24 protein-coding genes are annotated in these 25,592 nt (G+C 57.0%); 1 reads left to right on the top strand and 23 read right to left on the bottom strand.

The genetic code is table 11. The features are described from left to right. Positions 1–23: 23 nt before the first annotated feature. The 17 genes from tolB to sdhC all read right to left on the bottom strand — a co-directional run bounded on the left by tolB (position 24) and on the right by sdhC (position 18,567). Positions 24–1,316, bottom strand: a complete 1,293-nt coding sequence (tolB, locus tag ACL2XO_RS08950; RefSeq protein ID WP_132922775.1) for a Tol-Pal system beta propeller repeat protein TolB — start codon at positions 1,314–1,316, stop codon at positions 24–26. A gap of 141 nt (positions 1,317–1,457) precedes the next feature. Further along, positions 1,458–2,771 (bottom strand): cell envelope integrity protein TolA, encoded by a 1,314-nt coding sequence (gene tolA / locus ACL2XO_RS08945; protein ID WP_413723716.1) that lies wholly within the window; start codon positions 2,769–2,771, stop codon positions 1,458–1,460. 54 nt (positions 2,772–2,825) lie between these two features. Beyond that, positions 2,826–3,248 carry a colicin uptake protein TolR gene (tolR, locus tag ACL2XO_RS08940; RefSeq protein WP_132922777.1) on the bottom strand — a complete coding sequence of 141 codons (423 nt, stop codon included), beginning with the start codon at positions 3,246–3,248 and terminating at the stop codon, positions 2,826–2,828. Positions 3,249–3,262: 14 nt separating this feature from the next. Beyond that, on the bottom strand, positions 3,263–3,949 hold the full coding sequence (gene tolQ, locus ACL2XO_RS08935) for a Tol-Pal system protein TolQ (protein ID WP_132922778.1): 687 nt from the start codon (positions 3,947–3,949) through the stop codon (positions 3,263–3,265). After that, positions 3,946–4,350, bottom strand: a complete 405-nt coding sequence (ybgC, locus tag ACL2XO_RS08930; RefSeq protein ID WP_132922779.1) for a tol-pal system-associated acyl-CoA thioesterase — start codon at positions 4,348–4,350, stop codon at positions 3,946–3,948. Before ybgC ends, tolQ begins: the two co-directional genes overlap by 4 nt. Before the next feature lie 132 nt (positions 4,351–4,482). After that, positions 4,483–4,776: a cyd operon protein YbgE gene (ybgE, locus tag ACL2XO_RS08925; RefSeq protein ID WP_413743047.1), complete on the bottom strand. Its 294-nt coding sequence runs from the start codon at positions 4,774–4,776 to the stop codon at positions 4,483–4,485. After that, positions 4,776–4,889, bottom strand: a complete 114-nt coding sequence (gene cydX, locus ACL2XO_RS08920; protein ID WP_132922780.1) for a cytochrome bd-I oxidase subunit CydX — start codon at positions 4,887–4,889, stop codon at positions 4,776–4,778. Before cydX ends, ybgE begins: the two co-directional genes overlap by 1 nt. Before the next feature lie 15 nt (positions 4,890–4,904). Further along, a complete protein-coding gene (gene cydB, locus ACL2XO_RS08915; protein ID WP_132922781.1) occupies positions 4,905–6,044 on the bottom strand; it encodes a cytochrome d ubiquinol oxidase subunit II in 1,140 nt (379 codons plus the stop codon). Positions 6,045–6,058: 14 nt separating this feature from the next. Beyond that, entirely contained in the window at positions 6,059–7,627 is a 1,569-nt protein-coding gene (gene cydA / locus ACL2XO_RS08910; RefSeq protein ID WP_132922782.1) for a cytochrome ubiquinol oxidase subunit I, read from the bottom strand. A gap of 1,112 nt (positions 7,628–8,739) precedes the next feature. Next, positions 8,740–9,609, bottom strand: a complete 870-nt coding sequence (gene sucD, locus ACL2XO_RS08905) for a succinate--CoA ligase subunit alpha (protein WP_132922783.1) — start codon at positions 9,607–9,609, stop codon at positions 8,740–8,742. Then, entirely contained in the window at positions 9,609–10,775 is a 1,167-nt protein-coding gene (sucC, locus tag ACL2XO_RS08900; RefSeq protein WP_132922784.1) for an ADP-forming succinate--CoA ligase subunit beta, read from the bottom strand. The genes sucD and sucC overlap by 1 nt, the downstream gene beginning before the upstream one ends. 112 nt (positions 10,776–10,887) lie before the next feature. After that, positions 10,888–12,126: a 2-oxoglutarate dehydrogenase complex dihydrolipoyllysine-residue succinyltransferase gene (gene odhB, locus ACL2XO_RS08895; RefSeq protein ID WP_132922785.1), complete on the bottom strand. Its 1,239-nt coding sequence runs from the start codon at positions 12,124–12,126 to the stop codon at positions 10,888–10,890. Positions 12,127–12,141: 15 nt separating this feature from the next. After that, positions 12,142–14,949 carry a 2-oxoglutarate dehydrogenase E1 component gene (sucA, locus tag ACL2XO_RS08890; RefSeq protein WP_413723714.1) on the bottom strand — a complete coding sequence of 936 codons (2,808 nt, stop codon included), beginning with the start codon at positions 14,947–14,949 and terminating at the stop codon, positions 12,142–12,144. Positions 14,950–15,335: 386 nt separating this feature from the next. After that, positions 15,336–16,052, bottom strand: a complete 717-nt coding sequence (locus ACL2XO_RS08885) for a succinate dehydrogenase iron-sulfur subunit (protein ID WP_132922787.1) — start codon at positions 16,050–16,052, stop codon at positions 15,336–15,338. A gap of 17 nt (positions 16,053–16,069) precedes the next feature. Next, positions 16,070–17,836 (bottom strand): succinate dehydrogenase flavoprotein subunit, encoded by a 1,767-nt coding sequence (gene sdhA / locus ACL2XO_RS08880; protein ID WP_132922788.1) that lies wholly within the window; start codon positions 17,834–17,836, stop codon positions 16,070–16,072. Beyond that, positions 17,837–18,184 carry a succinate dehydrogenase membrane anchor subunit gene (gene sdhD, locus ACL2XO_RS08875; protein ID WP_132922789.1) on the bottom strand — a complete coding sequence of 116 codons (348 nt, stop codon included), beginning with the start codon at positions 18,182–18,184 and terminating at the stop codon, positions 17,837–17,839. Beyond that, positions 18,178–18,567: a succinate dehydrogenase cytochrome b556 subunit gene (gene sdhC, locus ACL2XO_RS08870; protein WP_132922790.1), complete on the bottom strand. Its 390-nt coding sequence runs from the start codon at positions 18,565–18,567 to the stop codon at positions 18,178–18,180. Before sdhC ends, sdhD begins: the two co-directional genes overlap by 7 nt. 627 nt (positions 18,568–19,194) lie before the next feature. On the opposite strand from sdhC, the gene ACL2XO_RS08865 reads away from it, so the two are divergent. After that, a complete protein-coding gene (locus ACL2XO_RS08865) occupies positions 19,195–20,475 on the top strand; it encodes a citrate synthase (RefSeq protein WP_132922791.1) in 1,281 nt (426 codons plus the stop codon). Between the two features lie 255 nt (positions 20,476–20,730). Here the strand turns inward: ACL2XO_RS08865 and pcp are convergent, their stop codons facing one another. The 6 genes from pcp to pxpB form a co-directional block, all read right to left on the bottom strand. Beyond that, positions 20,731–21,378, bottom strand: coding sequence for a pyroglutamyl-peptidase I (gene pcp / locus ACL2XO_RS08860; protein WP_413742562.1), 648 nt, complete (start codon positions 21,376–21,378; stop codon positions 20,731–20,733). A gap of 10 nt (positions 21,379–21,388) precedes the next feature. Further along, a complete protein-coding gene (locus tag ACL2XO_RS08855; RefSeq protein WP_413723712.1) occupies positions 21,389–22,402 on the bottom strand; it encodes a DUF979 domain-containing protein in 1,014 nt (337 codons plus the stop codon). Next, the gene (locus ACL2XO_RS08850) at positions 22,399–23,130 is read right to left on the bottom strand and encodes a DUF969 domain-containing protein (RefSeq protein WP_132922794.1); all 732 of its coding nucleotides are present in this window, start codon (positions 23,128–23,130) and stop codon (positions 22,399–22,401) included. Before ACL2XO_RS08850 ends, ACL2XO_RS08855 begins: the two co-directional genes overlap by 4 nt. Positions 23,131–23,250: 120 nt before the next feature. Then, the gene (gene pxpA / locus ACL2XO_RS08845; protein WP_203522298.1) at positions 23,251–23,985 is read right to left on the bottom strand and encodes a 5-oxoprolinase subunit PxpA; all 735 of its coding nucleotides are present in this window, start codon (positions 23,983–23,985) and stop codon (positions 23,251–23,253) included. Next, entirely contained in the window at positions 23,982–24,920 is a 939-nt protein-coding gene (gene pxpC, locus ACL2XO_RS08840; protein ID WP_132922796.1) for a 5-oxoprolinase subunit PxpC, read from the bottom strand. The genes pxpA and pxpC overlap by 4 nt, the downstream gene beginning before the upstream one ends. Next, positions 24,914–25,570 (bottom strand): 5-oxoprolinase subunit PxpB, encoded by a 657-nt coding sequence (gene pxpB, locus ACL2XO_RS08835; RefSeq protein WP_413742561.1) that lies wholly within the window; start codon positions 25,568–25,570, stop codon positions 24,914–24,916. The genes pxpC and pxpB overlap by 7 nt, the downstream gene beginning before the upstream one ends. Positions 25,571–25,592: the final 22 nt, after the last annotated feature.

The following is a 25,592-nucleotide window of genomic DNA, read 5'->3' as shown; positions in this document are numbered from 1 at the left end:
TGCCATACATATTTACACATGCATCACAGATACGGAGACCAGGCAGGAAATTTTACCTGTCCATCAGTCGCCGGAAGACGCGCTTTGAAACGCCCATCAGTCGAGACCAGCTGTAACACGGAACCCATTCCCTGTGTGGAGCTATAGATTACCATTGTGCCATTGGGAGCGACGCTAGGCGTCTCATCCAGGAACGTGGCCGACAATACTTGAACGGCTCCCGTAACCAGATCTTGTTTAGCGATATGTTGAGCGCCACCATCGCTGCTGACCATGACCAGGAATTTCCCGTCCGCGCTCACATCCGCATCCTGATTCTGAGAACCTTCCCAGGTCAGGCGCTGCGGACTACCGCCGTTGATACTCACTTTATACAGTTGCGGACGACCGCCCTGGTCGGAAGTATACGCCAGGGTCTGATTGTCCGGGAACCAGGTCGGTTCCGTATTGTTGCTGCGGCCATCAGTGACTTGCCTGATCTGGCCGGAGCCCAAATCCATTACATACAAATTCAAACTGCCCGTCTTCGACAGGGCGAACGCCAATTTGCTGCCGTCAGGAGAAAACGACGGCGCGCCGTTGTGCTGCGGGAAGCTGGCAATCTGGCGGACGTTGCCGTTGGCCAGGGTTTGCACCACCAGGGCGGAACGGCCGCTTTCGAAGGTAACGTAAGCCAGTTTGCTGCCGTCCGGCGACCAGGCCGGTGACATCAGGGGCTGAGGCGAACGATGGACCACGAACTGGTTGAAACCGTCGTAATCGGAAACGCGCAGCTCATAAGGATACTGCCCGCCGTTGGTTTGTACCACATATGCGATGCGTGTGCGGAACGCGCCCTTGATCCCGGTCAACTTTTCAAAGGATTCGTCGCTGACGGTATGCGCGGCATAGCGCAGCCACTGCTTGGTCACCTTGAATTGATTCTGGGACAGCACGGAGGGAGCGCTGCCGGAAGTATCCACCAGCTGGTAGCTCACCACATAACCGCCGTCGGCGCCGGGCTGGACCTGGCCCACCACCACGGCGTCAATGCCGAGGGCGGTCCAGGCAGCCGGGGTCACTTCCGCGGCGGTGGCGGGCTGCTGCGGCATACGGGCGGGGTCGATAGGGTTGAATTTGCCGCTGTTGCGCAAATCCGCCCCGACGATGGTGCCCACTTCCTCAGGAGCGGCTCCCGGACCGGCCCATTTGAAAGGCACTACGGCGATAGGTTTTGCCGAGTCCACCCCCTGGGTGATCTCGATTCTCACTTCGGCATGAAGTATGGATGCCCATAAAAACAGTAAACTTAGCGCTACTCGAAATGCCTGCTTCATTTCATCTCCCATACCGACGCGTTACGCACCGATAAATTAGCAGAATTTTAGCCAAACTTCTTAAACATAACTACAAGGACCAGGCTGACAACATAGTCTAAATCTTAAAGATTTACCTTGCCATTTAGACTTCTTTACCGTTTATTGCGGTTTAAAATCGAGCGGAGCGTTTTTAAACACCTCATAAACCGCCTGACTCGGGGGTTTCGGTATTCTGGCCAGCTTGGCCGCTGAAACAGCCGCCTGGCACAACGCCGGATCGCCACCTTCTGAACTGACTGAAATCACCATACCGTCCGGGGCCAGCTTAAGCCGCAGCGTACAGGTTTTGCCGGTAAACGCAGGATCCGAGTAAAATTTTTGCTCAATCGCCGCTTTCACCTGGCTGGCATAGCCATTGATTTCCGCGCCGGTCGCCCCGCTCTGCTTGCTGTTGCCGGCGCCTGCGGGTTTGCCCCCCTTCGTGGGACCGCCGCCGGCTTTCGGCGCGTTCTTGGAATCCGTCAGGCCCCCCAGCAGATCATCGACCTCACTGGAGTTCTTGGCGGCGGCGGCCGCGGCGGCTTTCTTGGCATCCGCGGCGGCTTTTTTCGCCGCGGCGGCGCTGGCCTTCGCCTCGGCGGCGGCGGCGGCTTTCTCCTTGGCGGCTGTGGCGGCGGCGGCCTTCTCTTGCGCGGCCTCGGCGGCATCGGCTTTTTCTTGCGCCGCTTCGGCGGCGGCCTGCTTGGCTTCTTCCGCGGCCTTGGCCTTGGCGGCCTGCGCCGCCTTGGCCTGGGCCGCCTGTTCCGCCTTGGCTTGAGCCGCCTGCTGCGCTTTAGCCTGAGCGGCTGCCGCCGCGGCGGCATCAGCCTGCTTTTTCGCCGCAGCGGCAGCGGCGGCCGCTTCCTTATTGGCTTCAGCCTGGGCCTGCTTTTTCGCTTCGGCGGCCGCTTTGGCCTGCTCGGCGGCGGCTTTCGCCTGCTCGGCCGCTTCGGCCTTGGCCTGGGCCGCCGCCGCTTCAGCCTGTTTCTGCTGCTCTTGCGCCTGTTTAGTGGCGGCTTCAGCCTGCTGTTTTTGCAACGCGGCCTGCTTTTGCTGCTCGGCCTGCTGCTCTTTCTGCTGTTCGGCCGCTTCCTGCGCCGCCAGCCGGTCCTTCTCAAGTTCCTTCAGACGCTGCTGCTCGGCCGCCTGCTTCTGCTGCAGCTCTTCAGCCTGCTGCTGAGCCTGCTTTTCACGTAATTGCGAGGCACGCTGAGCATCCGTCTGCTGATTCTGTTCACGGTTATACTGCTGTACCACGGCACCGGGATCGACCATAACCGCATCGATAGACGAGCCGCCTCCCCCGCCGCCGCTTGTGTCGACATCCTGCGTGTAGGAACTCCAGATCAGAAAACCGAACAGGAGAATATGCAGGATAATCGAGACAATAATGGCACGTTTGAGCTTATCGTTCTGTTCGGTTGCCTTTACCACAATCGATTCCCAAAAACAGGTTTGCCAAAAAGAGCGCGCATTATCCGCATGCCATCAAATAGGCTGGGTCATCAGGCCTACCGACTTCACGCCGGCCTGATGCAGCAGATTCAGCGCCTTGATAATCTCATCATAGGGCACGTCTTTCGCGCCACCAATCAGAAATACCGTTTTGGGATTGGCCGTAATGCGGGATCGCGCCTCGGCAACCACCTGTTCCGGCGGTAATTGCTCCATACGGTTGTGGTCCACCACCAGACTGTACTGGCCGACGCCTGCCACTTCCACGATCACCGGCGGATTATCGTCACTGCTCACCGCTTTCGAATCCGTCGCGTCCGGCAGGTCGACTTCGACGCTCTGCGTAATTATCGGCGCCGTAGCCATAAAAATTAATACCAGGACCAACAACACATCGAGCAAGGGAACGATATTGATCTCTGACTTCAGTTCTCTGCGACCGCGTCTCCGGGCCATGTTCTCCCCTCCTTCTACTTAGCGCTATCGCTGGCGAAGGCCTGACGATGCAGGATGGCGATGAACTCTTCGGTGAAATTATCGTAATTCTGATCCAGCTTGTTCACCCGCTGGCTTAGCCGGTTAAAGGCCATAACCGCCGGAATGGCGGCAAACAGGCCGATGGCCGTGGCAATCAGCGCTTCGGCGATACCTGGAGCAACCATTTGCAGGGTGGCCTGCTTTACCGCGCCCAGTCCGATAAAGGCGTGCATTATACCCCAAACGGTGCCGAACAATCCGATATACGGGCTGATTGACCCTACGGTGCCCAGGAAGGGAATATGGGTTTCAAGGGCTTCCAATTCCCGGTTCATGGAGATGCGCATGGCGCGGGAAGCGCCTTCCACCACCGCTTCCGGCGCATGGCTATTGGCCCGGTGCAATCTGGCGAACTCTTTGAAGCCGGAGTAAAAAATCTGCTCGGTGCCGGTTAATGTGTCGCGGCGGGTTTGGCTTTCCTGATAAAGGCGGGACAGCTCGATTCCGGACCAGAACTTATCCTCGAACGCTTCAGCCTCACGGGTCGCCGAATTGAGAATGCGTGTGCGCTGGATAATGATCGCCCAGGATGCAATGGAAAAGCATATCAAAATCAACATGATCAGTTTAACCAGAAAGCTCGCTTTCAGGAACAGATCAACAATGTTCATGTCAGTCACTGCTTGAACTCCGCGACAATAGACTTAGGAAGCGCAATTGGCTTCATTTGGTGTGGATCGATACAGGCAATCAAAACATCCGCCCGGCTGAGAAGCTGCCCTTCAGCATTCAGGATGCGTTGCGCAAAAATCAGGGAGGCACCGCGCATTGAAACGATTTCACTTTCTACCAGGAGCAAATCGTCCAGACGCGCTGAGGCGAGATAGTCCACCGTCATTCGCCTTACCACAAAAGCAATATTAGCGCTTAGTAAGGCTTGTTGGTGAAAATTATGCTGGCGCAGCATTTCGGTACGGGCCCTTTCATAAAAAACCACGTAACGAGCGTGATAGACCACACCTCCGGCATCGGTATCTTCGTAATAGACCCGTACCGGCCATTGGAATAACGTATTACTCACTGTATATCCCAGCAACGCAAAACAACGGTGCTTACTATACGCAAGACCGATCACGTTTGGAATAAATTCCCTTTGCGGAATGAAAATAATTATGTAATGAAGGCTGCGGCCGCCATAACGCAGCCGCAACAGCTAATAAAAGACGTAAATCAGCGCCGCCGCCAGGACAATCAGGGACGCCAAAGGCAAAAAGCATAACCGCCAGCCCCACCGGCGCGGCCGAAAGCCGGTGCCGTGAATGACGCCGGCGCATACCGCCCACACCACCAGCAGGTTGTGCCAGGCATTCAAATGACTGGTCTGCACGGCAAAACGCGCCGGCATCCAGAACACGCAACCGGCCAGCGCCAGCGCCAGGATGAGCGAAAGAGCCCGCAATGGGCTCTTATCGGTAGCACTATAGAGTCGGTCGACCAGGGTTTTGATCACCGGACGTCGTTCTCCCCCTGGCTGTCTTCATGATGCTCAAGCGCCAGGGCGGTGATGATGCCGAAGGAGCAGGCCAGAAGCGTTCCGAGAATCCAAGCAAAATACCACATTTTTCAGCTCCTTACTCAGTACAGGGTATGCGTGTTTTGTTCCACGTGTTCTTTAGTGATGCGTCCGTACATCTTGTAGTAGCACCAGAAGGTATAGAGCAACACGATGGGGACAAAGATCACCGCGACGCCGGTCATGACCTTCAGCGTCAGCAGGCTTGACGTGGCATCCCACACAGTCAGGCTGGCGTTAGGCATCGTTATCGAGGGCATGATGAACGGGAACAGGGTTATACCCGCCGTGAGAATAATGCAGGCAATGGTCAGCGAGGAAAAGACGAAGGCCCAGGCCCCTTTGCCGGTACGGCTGAAAAGCAGGGTCAGCAACGGCAGCAGCACGCCCAGCGCCGGCACTATCCATAGCAGCGGATACTGATGATATTTCACCATCCAGGCACCAGCCTGATGCGCTACTTCTTTATTCAGCGGGTTGGAAACGGCGTTGGTATCGATGGCCGACGTAATGGTGAAACCGTCGATACCGTACACCAGCCAGAAGCCGCCCAGCAGGAAGGTCACCAGCGTCAGCAGGCTGGTAGCCTGGCTCACGGCGCGGGCGCGCACCAGCAGTTCGCCTTCAGTGCGCATCTGCAGATAGGTGCCCCCCACGGTGAGGAACATGCACAGGCTGACGATACCGGCCAACAGGCCGAATGGGTTCAACAGCTGGAAGAAATTACCGGTATAGGACAGACGCAGGAATTCATCCACCTGGAACGGCACCCCCTGCAGCAGGTTGCCGAACGCCACGCCGATAACCACCGGCGGGATGAAACCGCCGGCGAACAAGCCCCAGTCCCAGGCATTGCGCCAGCGGGGATCGTCGATTTTGGCGCGATATTCAAAGCCTACCGGCCGGAAAAACAGCGATGCCAGAACTAGGATCATGGCGATATAAAAACCGGAAAACGCGGCGGCATACACCATGGGCCAGGCGGCGAACAGCGCGCCGCCGGCGGTGATAAGCCAAACTTGGTTGCCTTCCCAGTGGGGAGCGATGGTATTGATTAACACCCGGCGTTCGGTATCGGTGCGGCCAAGAAAACGCATCAGCATGCCGACGCCCATGTCAAAACCGTCGGTGACGGCAAAGCCTATCAGCAGGACACCAATCAACACCCACCAGATTAAGCGAAAAACTTCGTAGTCAAACATGGCAAAAGCTCCTGTTAATGTGCTTGCTGCACGGCGAGCGTCGGCTGCTCGAAGTGATAACGGCCGGTTTTCAGGCTGCTCGGCCCCAGGCGCGCATACTTGAACATCAAATACATTTCCGCTACCAGGAACAGGGTATAAAGCCCGCAGATTAGCCCCATGGAGAACAGGATATCCCCGGCCGTCAGCGTGGAATTGGCGACGGCGGTGGGCAGGATTTCACCAATCGCCCAGGGCTGGCGGCCGTACTCGGCCACAAACCAGCCGGCTTCGATGGCAATCCATGGAATGGGGATGCCGTACAGCGCGGCGCGGTGCAGCCAGGTTTTTTGGCCGATACGGTTACGAATCACGCTCCAGAAGGACATAGTGATAATGATGAGCATCAGCACACCGCCCAGCACCATGATGCGGAACGAGAAGTACAGCGGCGCCACGCGCGGGATTGAATCCCGGGTAGCGCTCTGGATCTGTTCTTCCGTAGCGTTGGCCACGTTATCGGTGTAACGCTTGAGCAGCAGACCGTAGCCCAAATCCTGTTTAACCTGATTGAACTGGCCCAGCAACGCCGGATCGGCATTGCCATGACGCAATTCCTGCAGCAAAGCATAGGCTTTCATGCCGTTGCGAATACGGATTTGATGCTGCGCCATCAAATCCTTGATGCCGGTAACCTGCCGATCCGTAGAGCGGGTGGCAATCAGACCCAAAGCATAAGGAACGCGGATGGAGAAATTATTTTGCTGCGTCGCCTGGTTGGGAATGCCGAACAGGGTAAAGGAGGCCGGGGCGGGCTGCGTTTCCCATTCGGCTTCGATGGCCGCCAGCTTGGTTTTTTGCACGTCCCCCATTTCGTAGCCGGATTCATCCCCCAGGACGATAACGGACAGGACCGCCGCCATGCCGAACGCCGCCGCGATGGCGTATGAGCGTTTGGCAAACGCGGTGTCGCGGCCTTTAAGCAGGTAATATGAGCTGATGCCGAGGATAAACATCGCGCCGGTGCAGTACCCGGCGGCCACGGTATGAACGAATTTGACCTGCGCCACCGGGTTCAGCACCAGGTCGGCGAAGCTCACCATCTCCATGCGCATGGTCTGATAGTTGAAATCCGACGCGATGGGATTTTGCATCCAGCCGTTGGCCACCAATATCCACAGCGCGGACAGGTTGGAGCCCAAAGCCACCATCCAGGTCACCGTGAGGTGCTGGGTTTTGCTCAGGCGATCCCAGCCGAAGAAGAACAGGCCGACAAAAGTGGACTCGAGGAAGAAGGCCATCAACCCTTCAATGGCCAGAGGAGCGCCAAATATGTCGCCGACGTAATGAGAGAAATATGACCAGTTGGTTCCGAACTGGAACTCCATGGTCAGGCCGGTGGCTACACCCAGGGCAAAATTGATACCGAACAATTTACCCCAGAACTTGGTCATATCTTTATAAATCTGTTTGCCCGACAGGACGTATACCGTTTCCATTATGGCGAGTAAAAACGCCAATCCCAGGGTTAACGGGACAAATAGAAAGTGGTACATCGCAGTTAAGGCAAACTGTAACCGTGACAGTTCGACGACATCAAACATTTTGACTCCTTGCTCCTCACAGGATGGATCCCACGTGCGGTAATCTGGCGCTTCGATGTACCGAAGCCCTGCAACAACCCGCGGTGAATAACATACCCGCCATACCTCACGTTGCAGCTACGTTGGCTTTCCTGCAACGTGAATTATTTAAGGTATAAAAAACTTTATAATTTTTCCGGCCTGCGGTTTACCCGGCAAAAACACTAGCGCCGAGGCATCGGTGTCGGGAAATCGAGAACGGGTATTAAATAAGGCTGATCTATTCAGAATTTTACAATCCACATACTACCCCTCAACTTACTTATGATAAATATTTTTTTTCGTGACGGCGGTCGGGAAATGACGTCTCGATCAATCCATTCATCACGTCCCGTCATTGCAAAAATTGAGACAGCGCAATTTACGCCAATTTAATCCCAATCCACTATAAAAAATCATTGATTTGGCGCAATATTTTCTCATTCATGTTAAATATCATTTCAAATTTAACCAGCGATGATCGTTTTGTTAATTATATGTGATTAATCAGATCGGTAAATTACCTGGAAAGATAAAATTTTTGACGCGTTATTTAAAATTGGTTAACACACTATTATTTAATAATGATATGACGCCATTAATAATGACTATCACAAGCAGCGATATATGAATTAAATGTAGCTGAGATTTACCGGGGATGTTGCGAATAAAACGCGTGCAACGAATTTGTTAAAGGGAGACCGCGATCGCCGGGCGTGCAACAAACGTGTTAAAGGGAAACCGTGCTGAAGGGGTCGAATCGGGCGTGGTTTTCCCGCCCGACCGAGCGCCCCTCAGCGCGGTAAGCCCGCAAACACCGTTCGTGCAGCGAGCCTGTTAAAGGGAGACCGTGGCAATGGGGTCGAATTGGGCGTGGTTTTCCCGCCCAACCGAGCGCCCCATGGCGCGGTAGGCCCGCAAACACCGTTCGTGCAGCGAACCTGTTAAAGGGAGACCGTGGCAATGGGGCCGAATTGGGCGTGGTTTTCCCGCCCGACCGAGCGCCCCTCAGCGCGGTAAGCCCGCGATCGCCGGGCGTGCAGCGAACGCATCCGCGCGGCCCGGCCCGCCGCACACGGGCCTAAACCCCTATCTCACGACAGCAGGGTCTTCAGCGCGCCGCCGATATCCGCCAGGCTGCGCACGGTTTTCACCCCCGCGGCCTCCAGGGCGGCGAATTTTTCGTCCGCGGTGCCCTTGCCGCCGGCGATGATTGCCCCGGCATGGCCCATACGTTTACCTTTCGGCGCGGTAACCCCCGCAATATATCCCACCACCGGCTTGGTAACATGATCCTTGATGTAAGCGGCAGCTTCTTCTTCCGCGCTGCCGCCGATTTCACCGATCATCACAATGGCTTCGGTCTGCGGGTCCTGCTCAAACAATTTCAGGATATCGATAAAGCTGGAACCGGGGATGGGGTCGCCGCCGATACCAACACAGCTGGATTGACCCAGTCCGGTATCGGTGGTCTGCTTGACCGCTTCATAGGTCAGCGTACCGGAGCGTGAAACAATCCCCACCCGCCCCGGTTTATGGATATGCCCCGGCATAATGCCGATTTTGCATTCACCGGGAGTGATGACGCCCGGACAGTTCGGGCCGATCATGCGCGAACCGCTCTGCTCAAGCTTGGCCTTGACCACCAGCATATCCAGGGTCGGAATACCCTCGGTGATACAGATAATCAGCTCAATGCCGGCATCCACCGCTTCCAGAATGGAATCTTTGCAAAACGGCGCGGGAACATAGATAACCGAGGCGGTAGCGCCGGTCTTTTCCACGGCTTCACGCACGGTATTGAATACCGGCAGGCCGAGATGCTGGGTGCCGCCCTTGCCCGGCGTAACGCCGCCGACCATCTTGGTGCCGTAGGCCAGCGCCTGCTCGGAATGAAAGGTGCCCTGGCTGCCGGTAAAGCCCTGGCAAATTACTTTAGTATTTTTATCGATTAAAATGGACATTATTTCCCCTCCACCGCAGCGACAGCCTGCTGCGCCGCGTCGGTCAAACTGGTGGCGGCAATGATATTCAGACCGCTGTCCGCCAGGATTTTGGCCCCCAGCTCGGCATTGTTGCCTTCAAGACGCACTACCACCGGCACGTTAACGCCCACATCCTCCACCGCGCCGATAATGCCTTCTGCGATTAAATCACAACGCACAATGCCGCCGAAAATATTCACCAGCACCGCCTTCACGTTTTCATCGGACAGGATAATCTTGAACGCCTCGGTCACCCGCTCCTTGGTGGCGCCGCCGCCGACATCAAGAAAGTTGGCCGGCGATCCGCCGTGCAGCTTGACGATATCCATGGTGCCCATTGCCAGACCGGCGCCGTTTACCATGCAGCCGATATTGCCGTCCAGGGCCACGTAGTTCAGTTCCCACTGCGCCGCCTGCGCCTCACGGGCGTCTTCCTGGCTCTTGTCCCGCATTTCGCGCAGTTCAGGCTGGCGGAACAAGGCGTTGCCGTCGGCGCTCAGCTTGCCGTCCAGACACACCAGGTTGCCTTCGGTGGTGATGACCAGGGGATTAATCTCCACCAGCGCCAGATCCCGCTCAAGAAACAGCGCGGCGAGGCCCATGAAGATTTTGGTGAACTGTCCCACCTGTTTACCGGTCAAGCCCAGCTTGAACGCCAGCTCGCGTCCCTGGAAGGGCTGCGGACCGGTAAGGGGATCCAGCGCCACCTTATGAATCAGGTGCGGCGTTTCGTCAGCGACTTTTTCAATTTCCACGCCGCCTTCAGTGGAGGCCATAAACACCACGCGACGTGAGCCGCGATCCACCACCGCCCCGAGATAAAGCTCTTTAGCGATATCGGTGGCGGCTTCCACCAGAATCTGGTGCACCGGCTGGCCCAAGGCGTCCGTTTGATAGGTCACCAGACGTTTGCCCAGCCAGTTTTCGGCAAAGGCGCGGATTTCTTCTTTGCTGTTGACCACTTTTACACCGCCGGACTTGCCTCGCCCGCCCGCATGCACCTGGCATTTCACCACCCAGGGGCCGGCACCGATTTTCGAAGCGGATTCTTCCGCTTCCCGTGGCGTGGTGCAAGCAAAACCCGTGGGGGCAGGCAGACCATACCGAGCAAAAAGCTGTTTTGCCTGATATTCATGTAAATTCATGATGTTTATCCATCTTCGTCTGGGAATGTCGGCGGCGGCGTTCAACCAGCCGCCATTTAAAGGTACTGCCCTTGGCGGAAACCGGATACGGCGGCGCCGTATCCGCTATCGGCTAAACGTCCAGCAGTAAACGGGTCGGATCCTCCAGCATCTCCTTGATGGTCACCAAAAAGCTGACGGACTCTTTGCCGTCGATTAACCGGTGATCGTAGGACAAGGCGAGGTACATCATGGGCAGGATAACAACCTGTCCGTTCACCGCCATCGGGCGATCCTTGATGGCATGCATGCCCAGGATGGCGCTTTGCGGCGGATTGATAATCGGCGTGGACATTAAAGAGCCGAACACACCGCCGTTGGTAATGGTAAAATTACCGCCGGTGAGCTCTTCCACTTTCAGTTTACCGTCGCGGCCTTTTACCGCCAGTTCCTTGATGCTTTTTTCCACATCGCCCATCCCCAAGGCATCCACATCGCGCAGTACCGGCGTTACCAGGCCCCGTGGCGTGGAAACCGCAATACTGACATCGAAATAGTTATGGTAAACTACATCTTCGCCGTCAATAGAGGCGTTCACTTCCGGGAAACGCTTGAGCCCTTCCACCACTGCCTTAATGTAGAAAGACATAAATCCAAGGCGTATGCCGTGGCGTTTTTCAAACGCGTCGCCGTACTCTTTACGCAAATCCATAATGGGTTTCATATTGACTTCATTAAATGTCGTCAACATGGCGGTGCTGTTTTTGGCTTCCAGCAGGCGTTCGGCAACCCGCTTGCGCAGACGGGTCATGGGCACGCGTTTTTCACTGCGGCCGCCGAGGGCCGGAATGGCGCCGGGAGTCGCGGTGGTGGTCACCGATGGCGCCGGGGCTGTGGCCGGGGCGGTTTCCGGTTTGCGCGCCAGGTGTTTTTCCACATCTTCGCGGGTAATCCGGCCGCCGACGCCGCTGCCTTTGATGTCGTCGGCTTTCAGGTCGTGTTCGGCAATCAGACGCCGGATGGCCGGGCTGATGGCCTCATTGCTTTCTTCCTGCAATCCGGCGGTATACCGCTGCGCCGGAGTGGATTCCTTGCTCTGGGCCTTTTCCGAGGTTTCCTGGCCGGTGCTGTCGCCGGGACGCAAACGTCCCAGCACCTGACGGGAGGTGACGGTGGACCCTTCATCCTCCAGCAGGGCGTCCAATACTCCCGCCTCGGGGGCCGGCACTTCCAGCACCACTTTGTCGGTCTCTATTTCCACCAGCACCTCGTCACGCTGGACGCTGTCGCCGGGCTTTTTATGCCAAGTGGCAACGGTCGCATCGGCAACCGACTCAGGGAGATCAGGAACCAGAATATCTACGCTACTCATTATCAATCCTTATATTTAATTAACGTCCAGCGCGTCATTAACCAGGCTTTTTTGCTGCGCCTGGTGCACGGACAAATACCCAACCGCCGGCGAGGCGGAAGCCGGGCGTCCCGCGTAACGTAGCGATGCGCCAAAAGAAATAACTTCCCGGAAATGATGCTGGCTGCAATACCAGGCACCCTGATTCAGCGGCTCCTCCTGACACCAGACAAAATCCTGCACATGGGAAAAAGGTTTCAGGGCAGCCTGCACCGCCTGATGCGGGAACGGATAAAGCTGCTCTATGCGCACGATAGCCACGTCTTCCTGACCGTTTTTCCGGCGCTGATCCAACAAATCATAATAAACTTTACCAGAACACAGCACGACGCGTTTTACGCCACGCGGATCCAGCGGATCGATTTCGCCGATGGCCGGCTGGAAGCTCCCTTGCGCCAGTTCTTCCAGGGAAGAGATAGCCATTGGATGACGCAGCAGCGATTTCGGCGACATAACGATGAGCGGGCGGCGCATATTGCGCAGCGCCTGACGCCGCAACATATGGTAAACCTGAGCCGGGGTGGAGGGTATACATACCTGCATATTCTGCTCGGCGCAGAGTTGCAGATAGCGTTCCAACCGGGCGGAGGAGTGCTCCGGTCCCTGCCCTTCATAGCCGTGCGGCAGCAGCATCACCAGCCCGCACATCCGGCCCCACTTTTGTTCTCCGGAGCTGATGAACTGATCGATCACCACCTGGGCGCCGTTGGCGAAATCGCCAAACTGCGCTTCCCAGATAACCAGGGTACGGGGCTCGGCAGTGGCATAACCGTACTCAAACGCCAGCACTGCTTCTTCCGATAATACCGAATCCCAGACCCGGAACTTGCCCTGGCCATTATGGACATGGGCCAGGGGAGTATAGGTAGAGCCGTTTTTCTGGTTATGCACTACCGCGTGGCGGTGGAAAAACGTACCGCGGGCGGTATCTTCACCGGACAATCGGATGGGGATGCCTTCATCCACCAGCGTGGCGTAAGCCAGGGTTTCGGCGCCGCCCCAGTCAAAAGGTTTGGTGCCGGCCGCCATGGCGGCGCGATCGCTGTAAATCTTCGCCACGCGGGGCTGCATTTCCACCCCCTCCGGCACTTCGCTGATGCGGCGGGCCAACTCCTGCAGGCGTTTGATATCCACCTGGCTGTTATAGGCTTCATCCCACTCGTGGTTCAGGTAAGGCGACCAGGTGAATGAATGCATATTCATCGGCCGCCACTCCTGAACTACGCACTCGCCGCGATCCAGCGCGTCGCGATAGAGATTCACCATTTCGGTGGCGTCTTCCAGCGTGGCGATGTGGTCATGTTCCAGCCGGTCGGCATAGATTTTACGCGGAGTGGGGTGTTTTTTGATCTTGTTGTACATGATCGGCTGCGTGGCGCTGGGCTCGTCCGCTTCGTTATGACCGTGACGGCGATAGCAGACCAGGTCGATCATGACGTCGCGCTTGAAGGTATTGCGAAAATCCAGCGCAACCCGGGTGACGAACGCCACCGCCTCCGGATCGTCGGCGTTGACATGGAATATCGGCGCCTGCACCATTTTGGCGATGTCGGTACAATACTGAGTCGATCGGGCATCCTGGGGATTGGAGGTAGTGAAGCCTACCTGGTTGTTCACCACGACCCGCACCGTGCCGCCGACATCGTAGCCGCGGGCCTTGGACATGTTCAGGGTTTCCTGTACCACGCCCTGCCCGCTGATGGCCGCATCCCCGTGCAGGGTGATGGGCAGTACCATACGGGTGCTTTGCTCATTGAGGCGGTCGATGCGGGCGCGTACCGAACCTTCCACCACCGGGCTGACGATTTCCAGGTGGGATGGGTTAAACGCCAACGCCAGGTGAACGATGCCGCCGTCGGTTTCCACATCGGAGGAGAACCCCTGGTGGTATTTAACGTCGCCGGTGCCCAAATGTTCTTTGTGCTTACCGGCGAATTCATCGAACAGATCCTGGGGTTTTTTGCCCAGCACATTGATAAGGACGTTCAGGCGGCCGCGATGGGCCATGCCCAGTACCACTTCCCGGGTGCCGTTGATGCCGGCATAGCGGATCATTTCTTTCAGCATCGGTATCAGCGCGTCCCCGCCTTCGAGGGAGAAGCGCTTGGCGCCGGGGAATTTCGCCCCGAGATAGCGTTCGATGCCTTCCGCCGCCGTCAGTTCGGTGAGGAAGCGTTTTTTCTCTTCCACCGTGAAGCTCGGCTGGCCCACCACCGATTCGATATGCTGCTGAATCCAGCGTTTCTCTTCGGTGTTGGTGATATGCATGTATTCGGCGCCGATTGATCCGCAGTAGGTCTGCTTTAGCGCGTCGTACAGATCCGCCAGCTTCATGGTCTCTTTGCCGATGGCAAAGGAGCCGACGTTGAAGCTTTGCTGGAAATCGGCTTCGGTGAGATTGTGGAATGCCGGGTTAAGGTCCGGTACGGTTTCCTGTTTCCACAGTCCCAGCGGGTCGAGATTGGCGTGCTGGTGACCGCGGAAGCGGAACGCATTGATGAGCTGCAGGACTTTTACCTGCTTGGAATCGATGTCCGGGTCGTTTACCGGGGAGGTATAGCGCGAAGCATCTTTCGCCAGGCGACGGAAATAGTCCCGGGTTTTGGAATGGAGCTGGTCAGGACTGACTCCCGCGGTTGGTAGCTGTTTGAATATGGTGCCCCAGCTATCGTCAACAGAGTCAGGATCCGTTAAAAAATCTTCATAGAGCTGCTCTATGTAGGACTGGTTCGCCCCCGCCAGGTAGGAGGAATCCAGCCAGGCCTTCATTGCGCCGTTCTGCATTATGATCCCTTAAGCTGTTTAGCTTCAGTTTTCGCCGTGGTTATCATGTATGGGATAACGTTTAAGCGGTTCAAGCGGTGAATTACCTACCCACAGTCGGCGTAAATAACCAACCCGAAGGAACCTTTGAAAAACGGCAGTGGTAGTTAAGCGCCGGTTTTCAAAGGCTTCCTGCCCGGTATTGAGCCCGAGTCCATCGGGCCTAGCCCGCCAAGGGGCGCTTCGGCGGCCTTCGCCGCTACGACCCCTAAGGCGTGCTCTCCCGATGTTCGGCGCCTTAGCCCGAGTCCATCGGGCCTAGCCCGTCAAGGGGCGCTTCGGCGGCCTTCGCCGCTACGGCCCCTAAGGCGTGCTCTCCCGATGTTCGGCGCCTTAGCCTGGGTCCATCAGGCGCTGTACTGCACCAGCATGCTTTTTATATGTCCGATGGCCTTGGTGGGGTTAAGTCCCTTGGGGCATACGTTGACACAATTCATGATGCTGTGGCACCGGAATACGCTGAAAGCATCGTTCAAATCATCCAGCCGCGCGGTCTGTTCAGTGTCGCGGCTGTCAATCAGGAAACGATAGGATGCCAGCAATCCGGCCGGTCCGATGAACTTGTCCGGATTCCACCAGTACGAGGGACAGGCGGTGGAACAACAGGCACATAAGATGCATTCATACAATCCGTCCAGCTTCGCCCGTTCGTCCGGGCTTTGCAGATGCTCCCGCGCCGGCGGATTCCTGCCGTTATTCAATAAGTAAGGCTTGATCTTTTCATACTGGGCATAGAATTGCCCCATGTCCACTACCAAATCACGCACCACCGGCAGTCCCGGCAGCGGACGTATGACGATTTTGTTATTGCCTTTGCGCAAGGCGGACAGCGGCGTGATGCAGGCCAGACCATTTTTGCCGTTCATATTCACGCCGTCGGAGCCGCAAACCCCCTCGCGGCAGGAACGTCTGAACGCCAGTGTCGGATCCTTTTCTTTCAATTGGATTAACGCATCCAGCAGCATCATGTCGTGGCCCTCTTCGAGCTCCAGCTGATACTCCTGCATCCGCGGCTTGTCGTCCATATCGGGATTATAGCGATAAACCGAAAATTCGACTTTCATCAGTAACTCCTCCGCCCTTAATAAGTACGCACTTTCGGCGGGAACGCCGGGCGCAGTGTCGGTTGCATGTTCACCTCGCGCCGGGTCATGGTGTCGCTTTCCGGCAAATAGAGGCTGTGGCACAACCAATTGGCGTCATCACGGTCCGGGAAATCAAACCGGCTGTGAGCGCCGCGGCTTTCCGTGCGGTAATTGGCCGCTACGGCGGTGGAGTAGGCGGTTTCCATCAGATTATCCAGCTCCAGGCATTCCACCCGCTGGGTGTTGAATTCCGTGGAAGTGTCATCCAGGCGGGCATGATGCAGCCGTTCGCGAATCTCTTTGAGCTCCGCCAGGCCCTTGGCCATCGCATCACCTTCGCGGAACACCGAGAAGTTGTTTTGCATGCAGGCCTGCAGCGCTTTGCGGATGGTAACCGGGTCTTCGCCGGTGCGATTGTCGTTCCAGCGGTGATAGCGCGCCAGGGAAGCCTCGATGTCGTCATTGCCGGCATCGCGGAATGCTCCCTGTTCGGCCAGGGATTCCTGCAGATGCATGCCCGCCGAACGGCCGAACACCACCAGATCCAGCAATGAGTTGCCGCCGAGGCGGTTGGCGCCGTGCACCGAAACGCAGGCGATTTCACCCACCGCGAACAGCCCCGGGATCACGACGTCCTTGCCCTGGGCGTCCACGGTCACGGCCTGGCCGGTGACCTTGGTGGGAATCCCCCCCATCATGTAATGGCAGGTGGGAATTACCGGGATGGGTTCCTTGATGGGATCCACATGGGCAAAGGTGCGGGAGAGCTCAAGGATGCCCGGCAACCGGGATTCAAGGACCTCTTTGCCCAGGTGATCCAGCTTCAGCTTCACATGGGGTCCCAACGGCCCGTCGCAGCCGCGGCCTTCGCGAATTTCGATCATGATGGAGCGGGCGACCACGTCGCGCCCCGCCAGATCCTTGGCGTTGGGTGCATAGCGTTCCATAAAGCGTTCGCCGTCTTTGTTCAGCAGGTAGCCGCCCTCGCCGCGGCAGCCTTCGGTCACCAGCACCCCGGCGCCGGCGATGCCGGTGGGGTGGAATTGCCACATCTCCATATCCTGCACCGGCACGCCGGCGCGCAGCGCCATGCCGATGCCGTCGCCGGTATTGATATGGGCATTGGTGGTGGACTGGTAAATGCGGCCGGCGCCGCCGGTGGCCAGTATGGTGGCCCTGGCCTTGAAATAGACCACTTCGCCGGTTTCAATGCACAGCGCGGTACAGCCGACAAAAGCGCCGTCCTGGTTTTTCACCAGATCCAGCGCATACCATTCCGAGAAGATGGTGGTATGGTTTTTCAGGTTCTGCTGATACAGGGTGTGCAGCAATGCGTGCCCGGTTCGGTCGGCGGCGGCGGCGGTGCGCGCCGCCTGCTCGCCGCCGTAATTCAGCGATTGGCCGCCGAACGGGCGCTGATAGATGCGGCCGTCGTCCAGCCGTGAAAACGGCAATCCCATGTGTTCAAGTTCCAGCACCGCTTCCGGGCCGGTCTTGCACATGTATTCGATAGCATCCTGATCGCCGATATAGTCGGAACCTTTTACGGTGTCGTACATATGCCATTGCCAATCGTCCTCATGGGTATTTCCCAGCGCGACGGTAATGCCGCCCTGGGCGGAAACGGTATGGGAACGAGTGGGAAATACTTTGGATACCAGGGCGCAGGAAAGGCCCATTTGGGAAATTTGCAAAGCGGCGCGCATACCGGCGCCCCCTGCCCCGACGACTACGGCGTCAAATTCTCTCACCGGCAAATTCATTTACGCACCCCACACCACGACAGTTCCATAAAGTAAATACACCATTAATACGATGACGATGGCCAATTGCAGCAGCAGGCGCAGCGGCAGTAATTTGATGTAATCCGTTAATACCTGCCACATGCCTATCCAGGTATGCACCAGGATGGAAAACAGCGTAAGCAGGGTGAAGACTTTCGTCATGGGTAACGCGAAGAAACCGTGCCAGACATCATAAGTGAGGGTATCGGCGAACAGAATGAAACCCAGCATGTAAATGATGTAAAGGCAGATTATTATGGCGGAAGCGCGAACCAGCAACCATTCATGGACTCCGTTACGTCCCAGTGCCGAAGCATTACTTACCATAGGAGTACTCCAGCCAGAATTGAAAGCACGACAGTGATCACAAATGTAACATTTGCCGTCATTTTACCCATGGCAAATGTCTCATCCAGATAGCCGAAATCCATTAACATGTGCCGAATTCCACCCACAGCATGATAAGCCAGCGCGGTCAAAATTCCCCAAATTATGAATTTGACGATAAAGCTGTCCATCATGGCGGCCGCCTGGCTGAACCCGTCGGCGGAGGAAAGAGACAAGCCGAGTATCCATAGCAAGATGCCTACTGCCACGAACATTATGACACCGGTAATACGGTGAAGAATGGATGCAATTGCAGTAACGGGAAACCGGATCGTTTGCAGATCCAAGTTGATAGGTCTTTGTTTTTTCACGGTTTTGCCCACACAGCTATTATTATTTTTCCTTCCTCCGGTCCTGGCTGGATCAGACAGCGTTAAGGTTGACCAAGACACGTCATGTGCTCAAAACCAATTCCCTTTTGCGTAAATGACGCGTTAAATAACGCTGGGTGCTCCTACAACAGGGACTCCGGAGACCTTTGAGAAGTATAGGGCTTTCACATAATGATTACAATTCCCCTACAATTTGTTTGGTAACATTTGGGCCAATTAGTGACCTGGATCACGATTATCACATTTACCCCAAATTCATATAACCATATTGACAAAAAAGCAACAATTTGATTACAAATAGCCCCCGCGTTATGCTATAAGTATCGGATGCGATACATTGAGACTTCCGCCTCGTCTAAGTTTATGCAACAGTGTAAAGTGCATCCTAATCATGTGGGTTAAGATGACTTTATATAGCTAAAATTAATATCAATAAATCTTTTACATCGAGGACAACCGTTCTTTCATCCTGGACGGGAATAACTTGCACCATCCTTAAGCTCTGTACCCTGCATATCGTTAAGCCAGAGCTATGGGCTGACAACAAACGCAAGGCCCCGCAGGCATGCCGGTACCCTATGATGGAAGGTTTATCAAATAAGCGCTAAGGAGAATGTAATGGCTGACAATAAAGCAACGTTAACCCTACCCGGTGTTGCACCAATAGAGCTGGATGTGCTGCAAGGCACGCTGGGTGAAAAGGAAATCGATATTCGTAGCCTGGGCGGCAAAGGCTATTTTACCTACGATCCCGGGTTCACCTCTACCGCATCCTGCGAATCAAAAATTACCTATATCGACGGCGATGAAGGTATTTTGCTTCATCGCGGCTATCCCATCGATCAGTTGGCCCTGAATTCAACGTTTCTCGAAGTCTGCTATATCCTGCTGAACGGTGAAACCCCTACCCCGGAACAATACGAAGAGTTCCGCACCATCGTGACCCGCCATACCATGGTGCATGAGCAGATTACCCGTTTGTTCAATGGCTTCCGCCGCGACTCGCATCCCATGGCGGTGCTGTGCGGCGTTACCGGCGCGCTGGCGGCGTTTTATCATGATTCGCTGGATGTGAATGTCGAACGTCACCGTGAAATCGCGGCGTTCCGCCTGCTGTCCAAAATGCCCACCGTGGCCGCGATGTGTTACAAATATTCCATTGGCCAGCCGTTCATTTATCCCCGTAACGATCTTTCCTATGCCGGCAATTTCCTGCATATGATGTTCGCTACCCCCTGTGAAGACTATGAAATCAACCCGGTGCTGGAACGCGCCATGGACCGCATTCTGATTCTGCATGCGGACCATGAACAAAACGCTTCCACCTCTACCGTGCGTACCGCGGGTTCATCGGGCGCCAATCCCTTTGCCTGTATTGCCGCGGGTATTGCGTCCTTGTGGGGACCGGCCCATGGCGGCGCCAATGAAGCCTGTTTACGCATGCTCGAAGAGATCGACACCGTCGAGAATATTCCTTCCTTTATCAAACGCGCCAAGGATAAAAACGACTCCTTCCGGCTGATGGGCTTCGGGCATCGGGTGTATAAAAACTACGATCCCCGCGCCACCGTGATGCGCGAAACCTGCCATGAAGTGCTAAAAGAACTCAAGCTGTCGGATAACCTGCTGGAAGTGGCGATGGAGCTGGAACACTTCGCGTTGCATGACCCGTACTTCATTGAGAAGAAACTTTATCCCAATGTGGATTTCTATTCGGGTATCATTTTGAAAGCCATGGGGATCCCGGCATCCATGTTTACCGTGATTTTCGCCATGTCGCGCACCGTGGGCTGGATTGCCCATTGGAAGGAAATGCATGACGACGGCGTCAAAATCGCCCGTCCGCGCCAGCTGTATACCGGTTACGATCAACGGGAATTCAAGTCGCAGATTAAATGAGATGATTATATCAACGTCGCTCTATGTGGCGTGAGCTTATTGACAAAGTGCCCGGTCGGAACAGGCTGCCAGATCGTAAACACGCCGTGAATACATCCTTGTAGGCTCGATCCGCGCCTTCCATGGCGCGGACGGTTTACTCTTCTGGCAGCCTGTCCCGCCTTATTGACTCCGAGTGCGTTTGTCAACAGTCTGACGCCGCAATTTGCGGCGTTTGCTTTTTTATCCGCACCGCTTCGGAGCCTGCCTTCGACTTTAACTGACGGTCCCGCCGGCGATATGCAGATCCTCTTCCACTGCCAGCGCGGTTTGTATTGCGATTTCCAATCCCGCTTCCATGGTCTCCCGCGCCATGCTGGGCGCATTGGCCAGAGCCGCCGCCTGCTGCGGCAGATAAGGCAGATGAATAAATCCCCCGCTGACCGCGCCGGACATGTGGGCGAGCCGATGCAGCAACGCATACATCACATGGTTGCAGACAAAGGTACCGGCGCTTTGGGAAACTTCGGCGGGTATGCCGGCGCCGAGCATGGCATTTACCATCGCTTTTATGGGCACCGTGGCGAAATAGGCCGCCGGACCGCCTGAAATCACCGGACGATCGATGGGCTGCCGCTGGCTATTATCGGCGATGCGCGCATCGTCCACGTTGATGGCCACCCGCTCGACGGAAATCCGCTGCCGTCCTCCGGCCAGGCCTAGCGCCAGCACCAGCGACGGACGGTAGCGATCGATGGCTTCATTCAAGACCTCGGCGGACCGGCCGAAAACGCAGGGCAATTGACAGACCACCACGTCGGCCGTGTCTATCCGCCGATACCGATACTGCCGCACCACTTCCCAGGACGGATTTATCGAGTCGCCGCCGAAAGGCTCGAAACCGGTGAGCAAGACTGTTTTCATGAAGGTTATCTCATAGCATAAAATACATCAGCGCCACATTTGCCAGCAGCAGCGCCAGGCCGGTGGGGATCTGCGCTTTGATCACCGCATACCGGTCCGGCAGCTCCAGCAAGGCCGCCGGCACCAGATTGAAATTCGCCGCCATGGGGGTCATCAGGGAACCGCAATAGCCGGAAAACATACCCACGGCGGCCATGACCGCCGGATTGCCCCCGTGTTGCACCACCAGAACCGGTATGCCGATCCCGGCGGCCACGATGGGAAACGCGGCAAACGCATTGCCCATTATCATCGTCAGCACAGCCATGCCAACACAAAAAACCACCACGGCGATAAATCGATTATCCACCGCCAGATAGGTTTCGGTAAGATGCGAAACGGCGGCGCCGACGCCGGCGCTGGTGAATAACAGGCCGAGGGTGGCCAGTATCTGCGGCAAGATAAAGGCCCAGCCGATGGAATCCAGCAGCCGGCGCGATTCCTGGATTGATTGCAGCGGCCGGTCGCCGGTAAAGCGTACTGCCAGCAGCAGGCCGATAATACAACCCAGGGTAATGGAAAAGAGGGTAATCAAAGTGGAGTGGTTACCCGCGCCAAACAGCGCCTGCTGCCAGGCGGGCATATTATCGAGTATCAACACGCCCGCCACGGTGACCAATGGAATGGCCAGCGCCGGCGCAAACAACAAATTGCCCAGGCGTTTGGCGCTCTGTTCCCGCTGCCGGCGGCCGGGCTGGTGGTAGCTGCCCGTGCGCACGCCGCCGAAACCGGCAATCAGCGCCAGCAGGACCACCAAGGCGCCGATGGCTTTATGCAGCCACTGTTGCGGGTCCATGCCCGGCCCGACGATCCGCGCCATGAAAGCGACGCTCCAGTCGCCGATAAGAAACACCAGTCCGTACAGTCCCCAGAAGGCGCCGGTGAGCCACCGCCGCGGGTTGGCCTTGTCACGTAATGACATGGCGCCCACCAGCAACAACAGTATTCCCGCCAGCCAGTACAGGTAATCTTGCTGAAACGTCATTTTTCCGCTCCCGCGTGGCTCAGCGCATCCCGTTTAACTGTACCCAGCAGTTCCGCCATATGCTTATCCAGGCGGTGCAGGCGGTAGGCGTGGATCAGGAAGGCGCAGATCGCGGTGGGAACGCCGTAGAGGGCGATATGCAGCGGTTCGGTCTGGATACCGGCGGACTCCAGCAGAAAATTATGCATAAACAGGATGGCGCCGAACGCCACGAAAATATCCTCACCGAAAAATAGGCCGACGTTATCGGTGGCCGCCGCCATGGCGCGCAGCCTATACCGCACCCGCTGCGGCAAATCGCCGTAGCGGTTTTCCACGGCGCCTTCGGCCATGGGCGCCAGCAGCGGGCGCACCATTTGCGGATGCCCGCCCAGGCTGGTAAGGCCCATGGCGGCGGTCAATTCTCGGGCCAGTAGATAAATTATCAGCAGCCGGCCGGCGGTGGCGTTTTTGATTTTCGCGATCCAGCTTTGCGCATGCTCCTTCAGGCCATGTCGCTCCAGCAAGCCGATGGTGGCCAAGGGTATCAACAGAATAAAGGCCAGATTACGGGTAGCCAAAAATCCCGAGCCGAGTTTTTCCAGGATATCCCCTACCGGCATATGCGCCGCCAGCCCGGTAATAATACCGGCGATAATGACCACCAATACGGCGTTTAAGCGTAATAAAAAACCGCAAATGATGGCCAAAATGCCCATTAACGGCCATAAATTCACCGCTTGTTGCATGTGTTTACCCTCTTGAAAAGTGGATAGATAAGCTGATAGAAGCGCGTATCGGGCTAGGGTAACGCTAAATGATTTAGGCGGGAGATAGGGAATACCTATGGTAGCGGGTTTATGGCGCCCTCAGCCGGCGGCGACGGTTATGCCCTCCTGCTGCAGGGCGGCGCGTATACGGCGGGCAAACGCCAGCGCATGGGCGCCGTCGCCGTGCAGGCAAACGGTATCGGCCTTCACGCTTATCCACTCACCTTCCAACGTCTGTACCCGGCCGTCCTTTATCATGGACAGGGTATGCGCCAGGGACTGTTCCTCGTCCTCAATCAACGCGTCCGCCTCGCTGCGCGGCACCAGCGTGCCGTCCCGACGGTAGTTCCGGTCGGCGAACACTTCGTGCCGCACCGTCAAGCCGTGGCGTTCTCCGGCTTTGGTCAGTTCGCTGTCCGCCAGCCCTATGAGCCGCAGCGCCGGATCCACCGCTTTTATCCCGCGGGCGACGGCATCAGCCAGCAGCGGGTCCCGCGCCGACTGGTTGTAGAGCATGCCGTGCGGCTTGACGTGCGCCATCCTGCCCCCTTCCGCCCGCACCAGCGCCGCCAGGGCGCCCAGCTGATAAATGATTTGCGCGTACACCGTTTCCGGCGGCAACGCCATGGCGCTGCGACCGAAATTTTCCCGATCGGGAAAGCTGGGATGGGCGCCGATGGCGACGCCGTAGCGCAATGCCCATTGGATCGACCGGCGCATGCCGTCGGCGTCGCCTGCATGAAAGCCGCAGGCGATGTTTGCCGAGCTTACCCACTGCAGCAAGGCTTCATCATTGGGGCAGCCCTCGCCCAAATCGGCATTCAAATCGATCATATGGGCTCCAGTATTTTCAGTTGGAAGGCTATCTGTTCGAGGTAGTGGGTTTGTTCAATCCAGGCGTCATGGGCTTCTTCCAGCGTGCAAAGCACAAAATGAATCGGTTCCCCCAGGCGGATCTGCGCCAGATGATACAAATCGGCCTCGATAACGCAGGCGATGCGCGGATAGCCGCCGGTGGTCTGCGCGTCCGCCAGCAGCACTATCGGCTGGCCGCCGTGCGGCACCTGCACCACGCCCGGCAATAACCCATGGGAAAATAATTCACGCTCGGTATTGCGCTTCAGGGCCGGGCCCAGCAGGCGGTACCCCATGCGGTTGCTCTGCGGGCTGAGCTGCCAGCTTGAACGCCACAGCGCATCTTGGGAATCGGCGCTGAATTCACGGTATTCGGGACCGGGCAGCGCGCGGACCCGGTTGCCGAACAGCAGTTGGCGAATGCCGATCTGCCGTTCCGGCACCATTTCCGGCTCTCCCGCCGGCAGCAGGTCGCCGTCCTGGAGCAGGCGACCGGAGCAGCCGCCGAAGCCGGCGGTAAGATCCGTGCTGCGGGAGCCCAGAACCTCCGGAACGGCAAATCCGCCGCTGACCGCCAGATAGCTGCGCATACCGTGTTTCGGCGTCGACAGCTTCACCACCTGGCCCGGGCGTACCGGGAAACGCCAGCCGGTCCAGAGAGGATTACCGTCCAGGTGGGCATGGCAATCCGCGCCGGTAAGCGCCAGCCAGCCCGGGGCGGTAATCTGCGCGCTGAACTGTCCGAGGGTTATCTCCAGTACGGCGGCGCCCGGAAGGTTACCCACCAGCAGGTTGGCCAGTTTCATGGCCGGCTTGTCCAGCACGCCGCCAGGGCTGATACCCAGGGAACGGTAACCGGTCCTACCGGCGTCTTGTATCGAGGTCATGATGCCGGCATGCAATACTTTCAGCATATGCCCTCCTTCTGCGGGACAAAACGCACGCTGTCGCCGGGCAGCAGCAGGGTCGGACGGCCGGCGTCGGGATTGAACAGCTTAAGCGGCGTACGCCCGATGATTTGCCAGCCGCCGGGACTCGCCAGCGGATAGATGCCGGTTTGCCTGCCGCCGATGCCCACCGAACCGGCGGGCACCTTGAGACGGGGTTCGCCGCGACGCGGAACGGAAAGACGCTCCGGCAAACCGCCAAGATAGGGAAAGCCGGGCTGGAAACCGATAAAATAAACGTCATAGGTGCTGCCTGCATGGCATGCCACCACGTCACTGGGCGTCATACCGGCAAACTCGGCCACCAGACTCAAATCGGGACCGTCCTCGCCGCCATAAATCACCGGAATGGAAACAGCCCGCGGCTCAGGAGTGATGGCATCGCTATCCTCCCACCAGCTTTGCAAGCGCTCAATGGCGTCCAGCGCCAGCTGCTGGGGGTTGGTGAGCAGCACGGTAAGATTATTCATGCCCGGGATTACCTCGCGCACGTCTTCATGATGCATCAGGCGTTCGGCAAGTCCCCAAATCCGCCGCTGGCTGACCAGGGTTATGGGAGGCTCCAGCTCCAGCACCACCGCGCTTTCACCCAATAAATAACATCGAGCACGTTGCAACCTCTCCTCCTGGGAACCGATG

This window comes from Sodalis sp. RH15, assembly GCF_047324255.1.
Taxonomy (GTDB): domain Bacteria; phylum Pseudomonadota; class Gammaproteobacteria; order Enterobacterales; family Enterobacteriaceae; genus Acerihabitans; species Acerihabitans ligni.
This window is presented reverse-complemented; position numbering and strand designations above follow the sequence as displayed.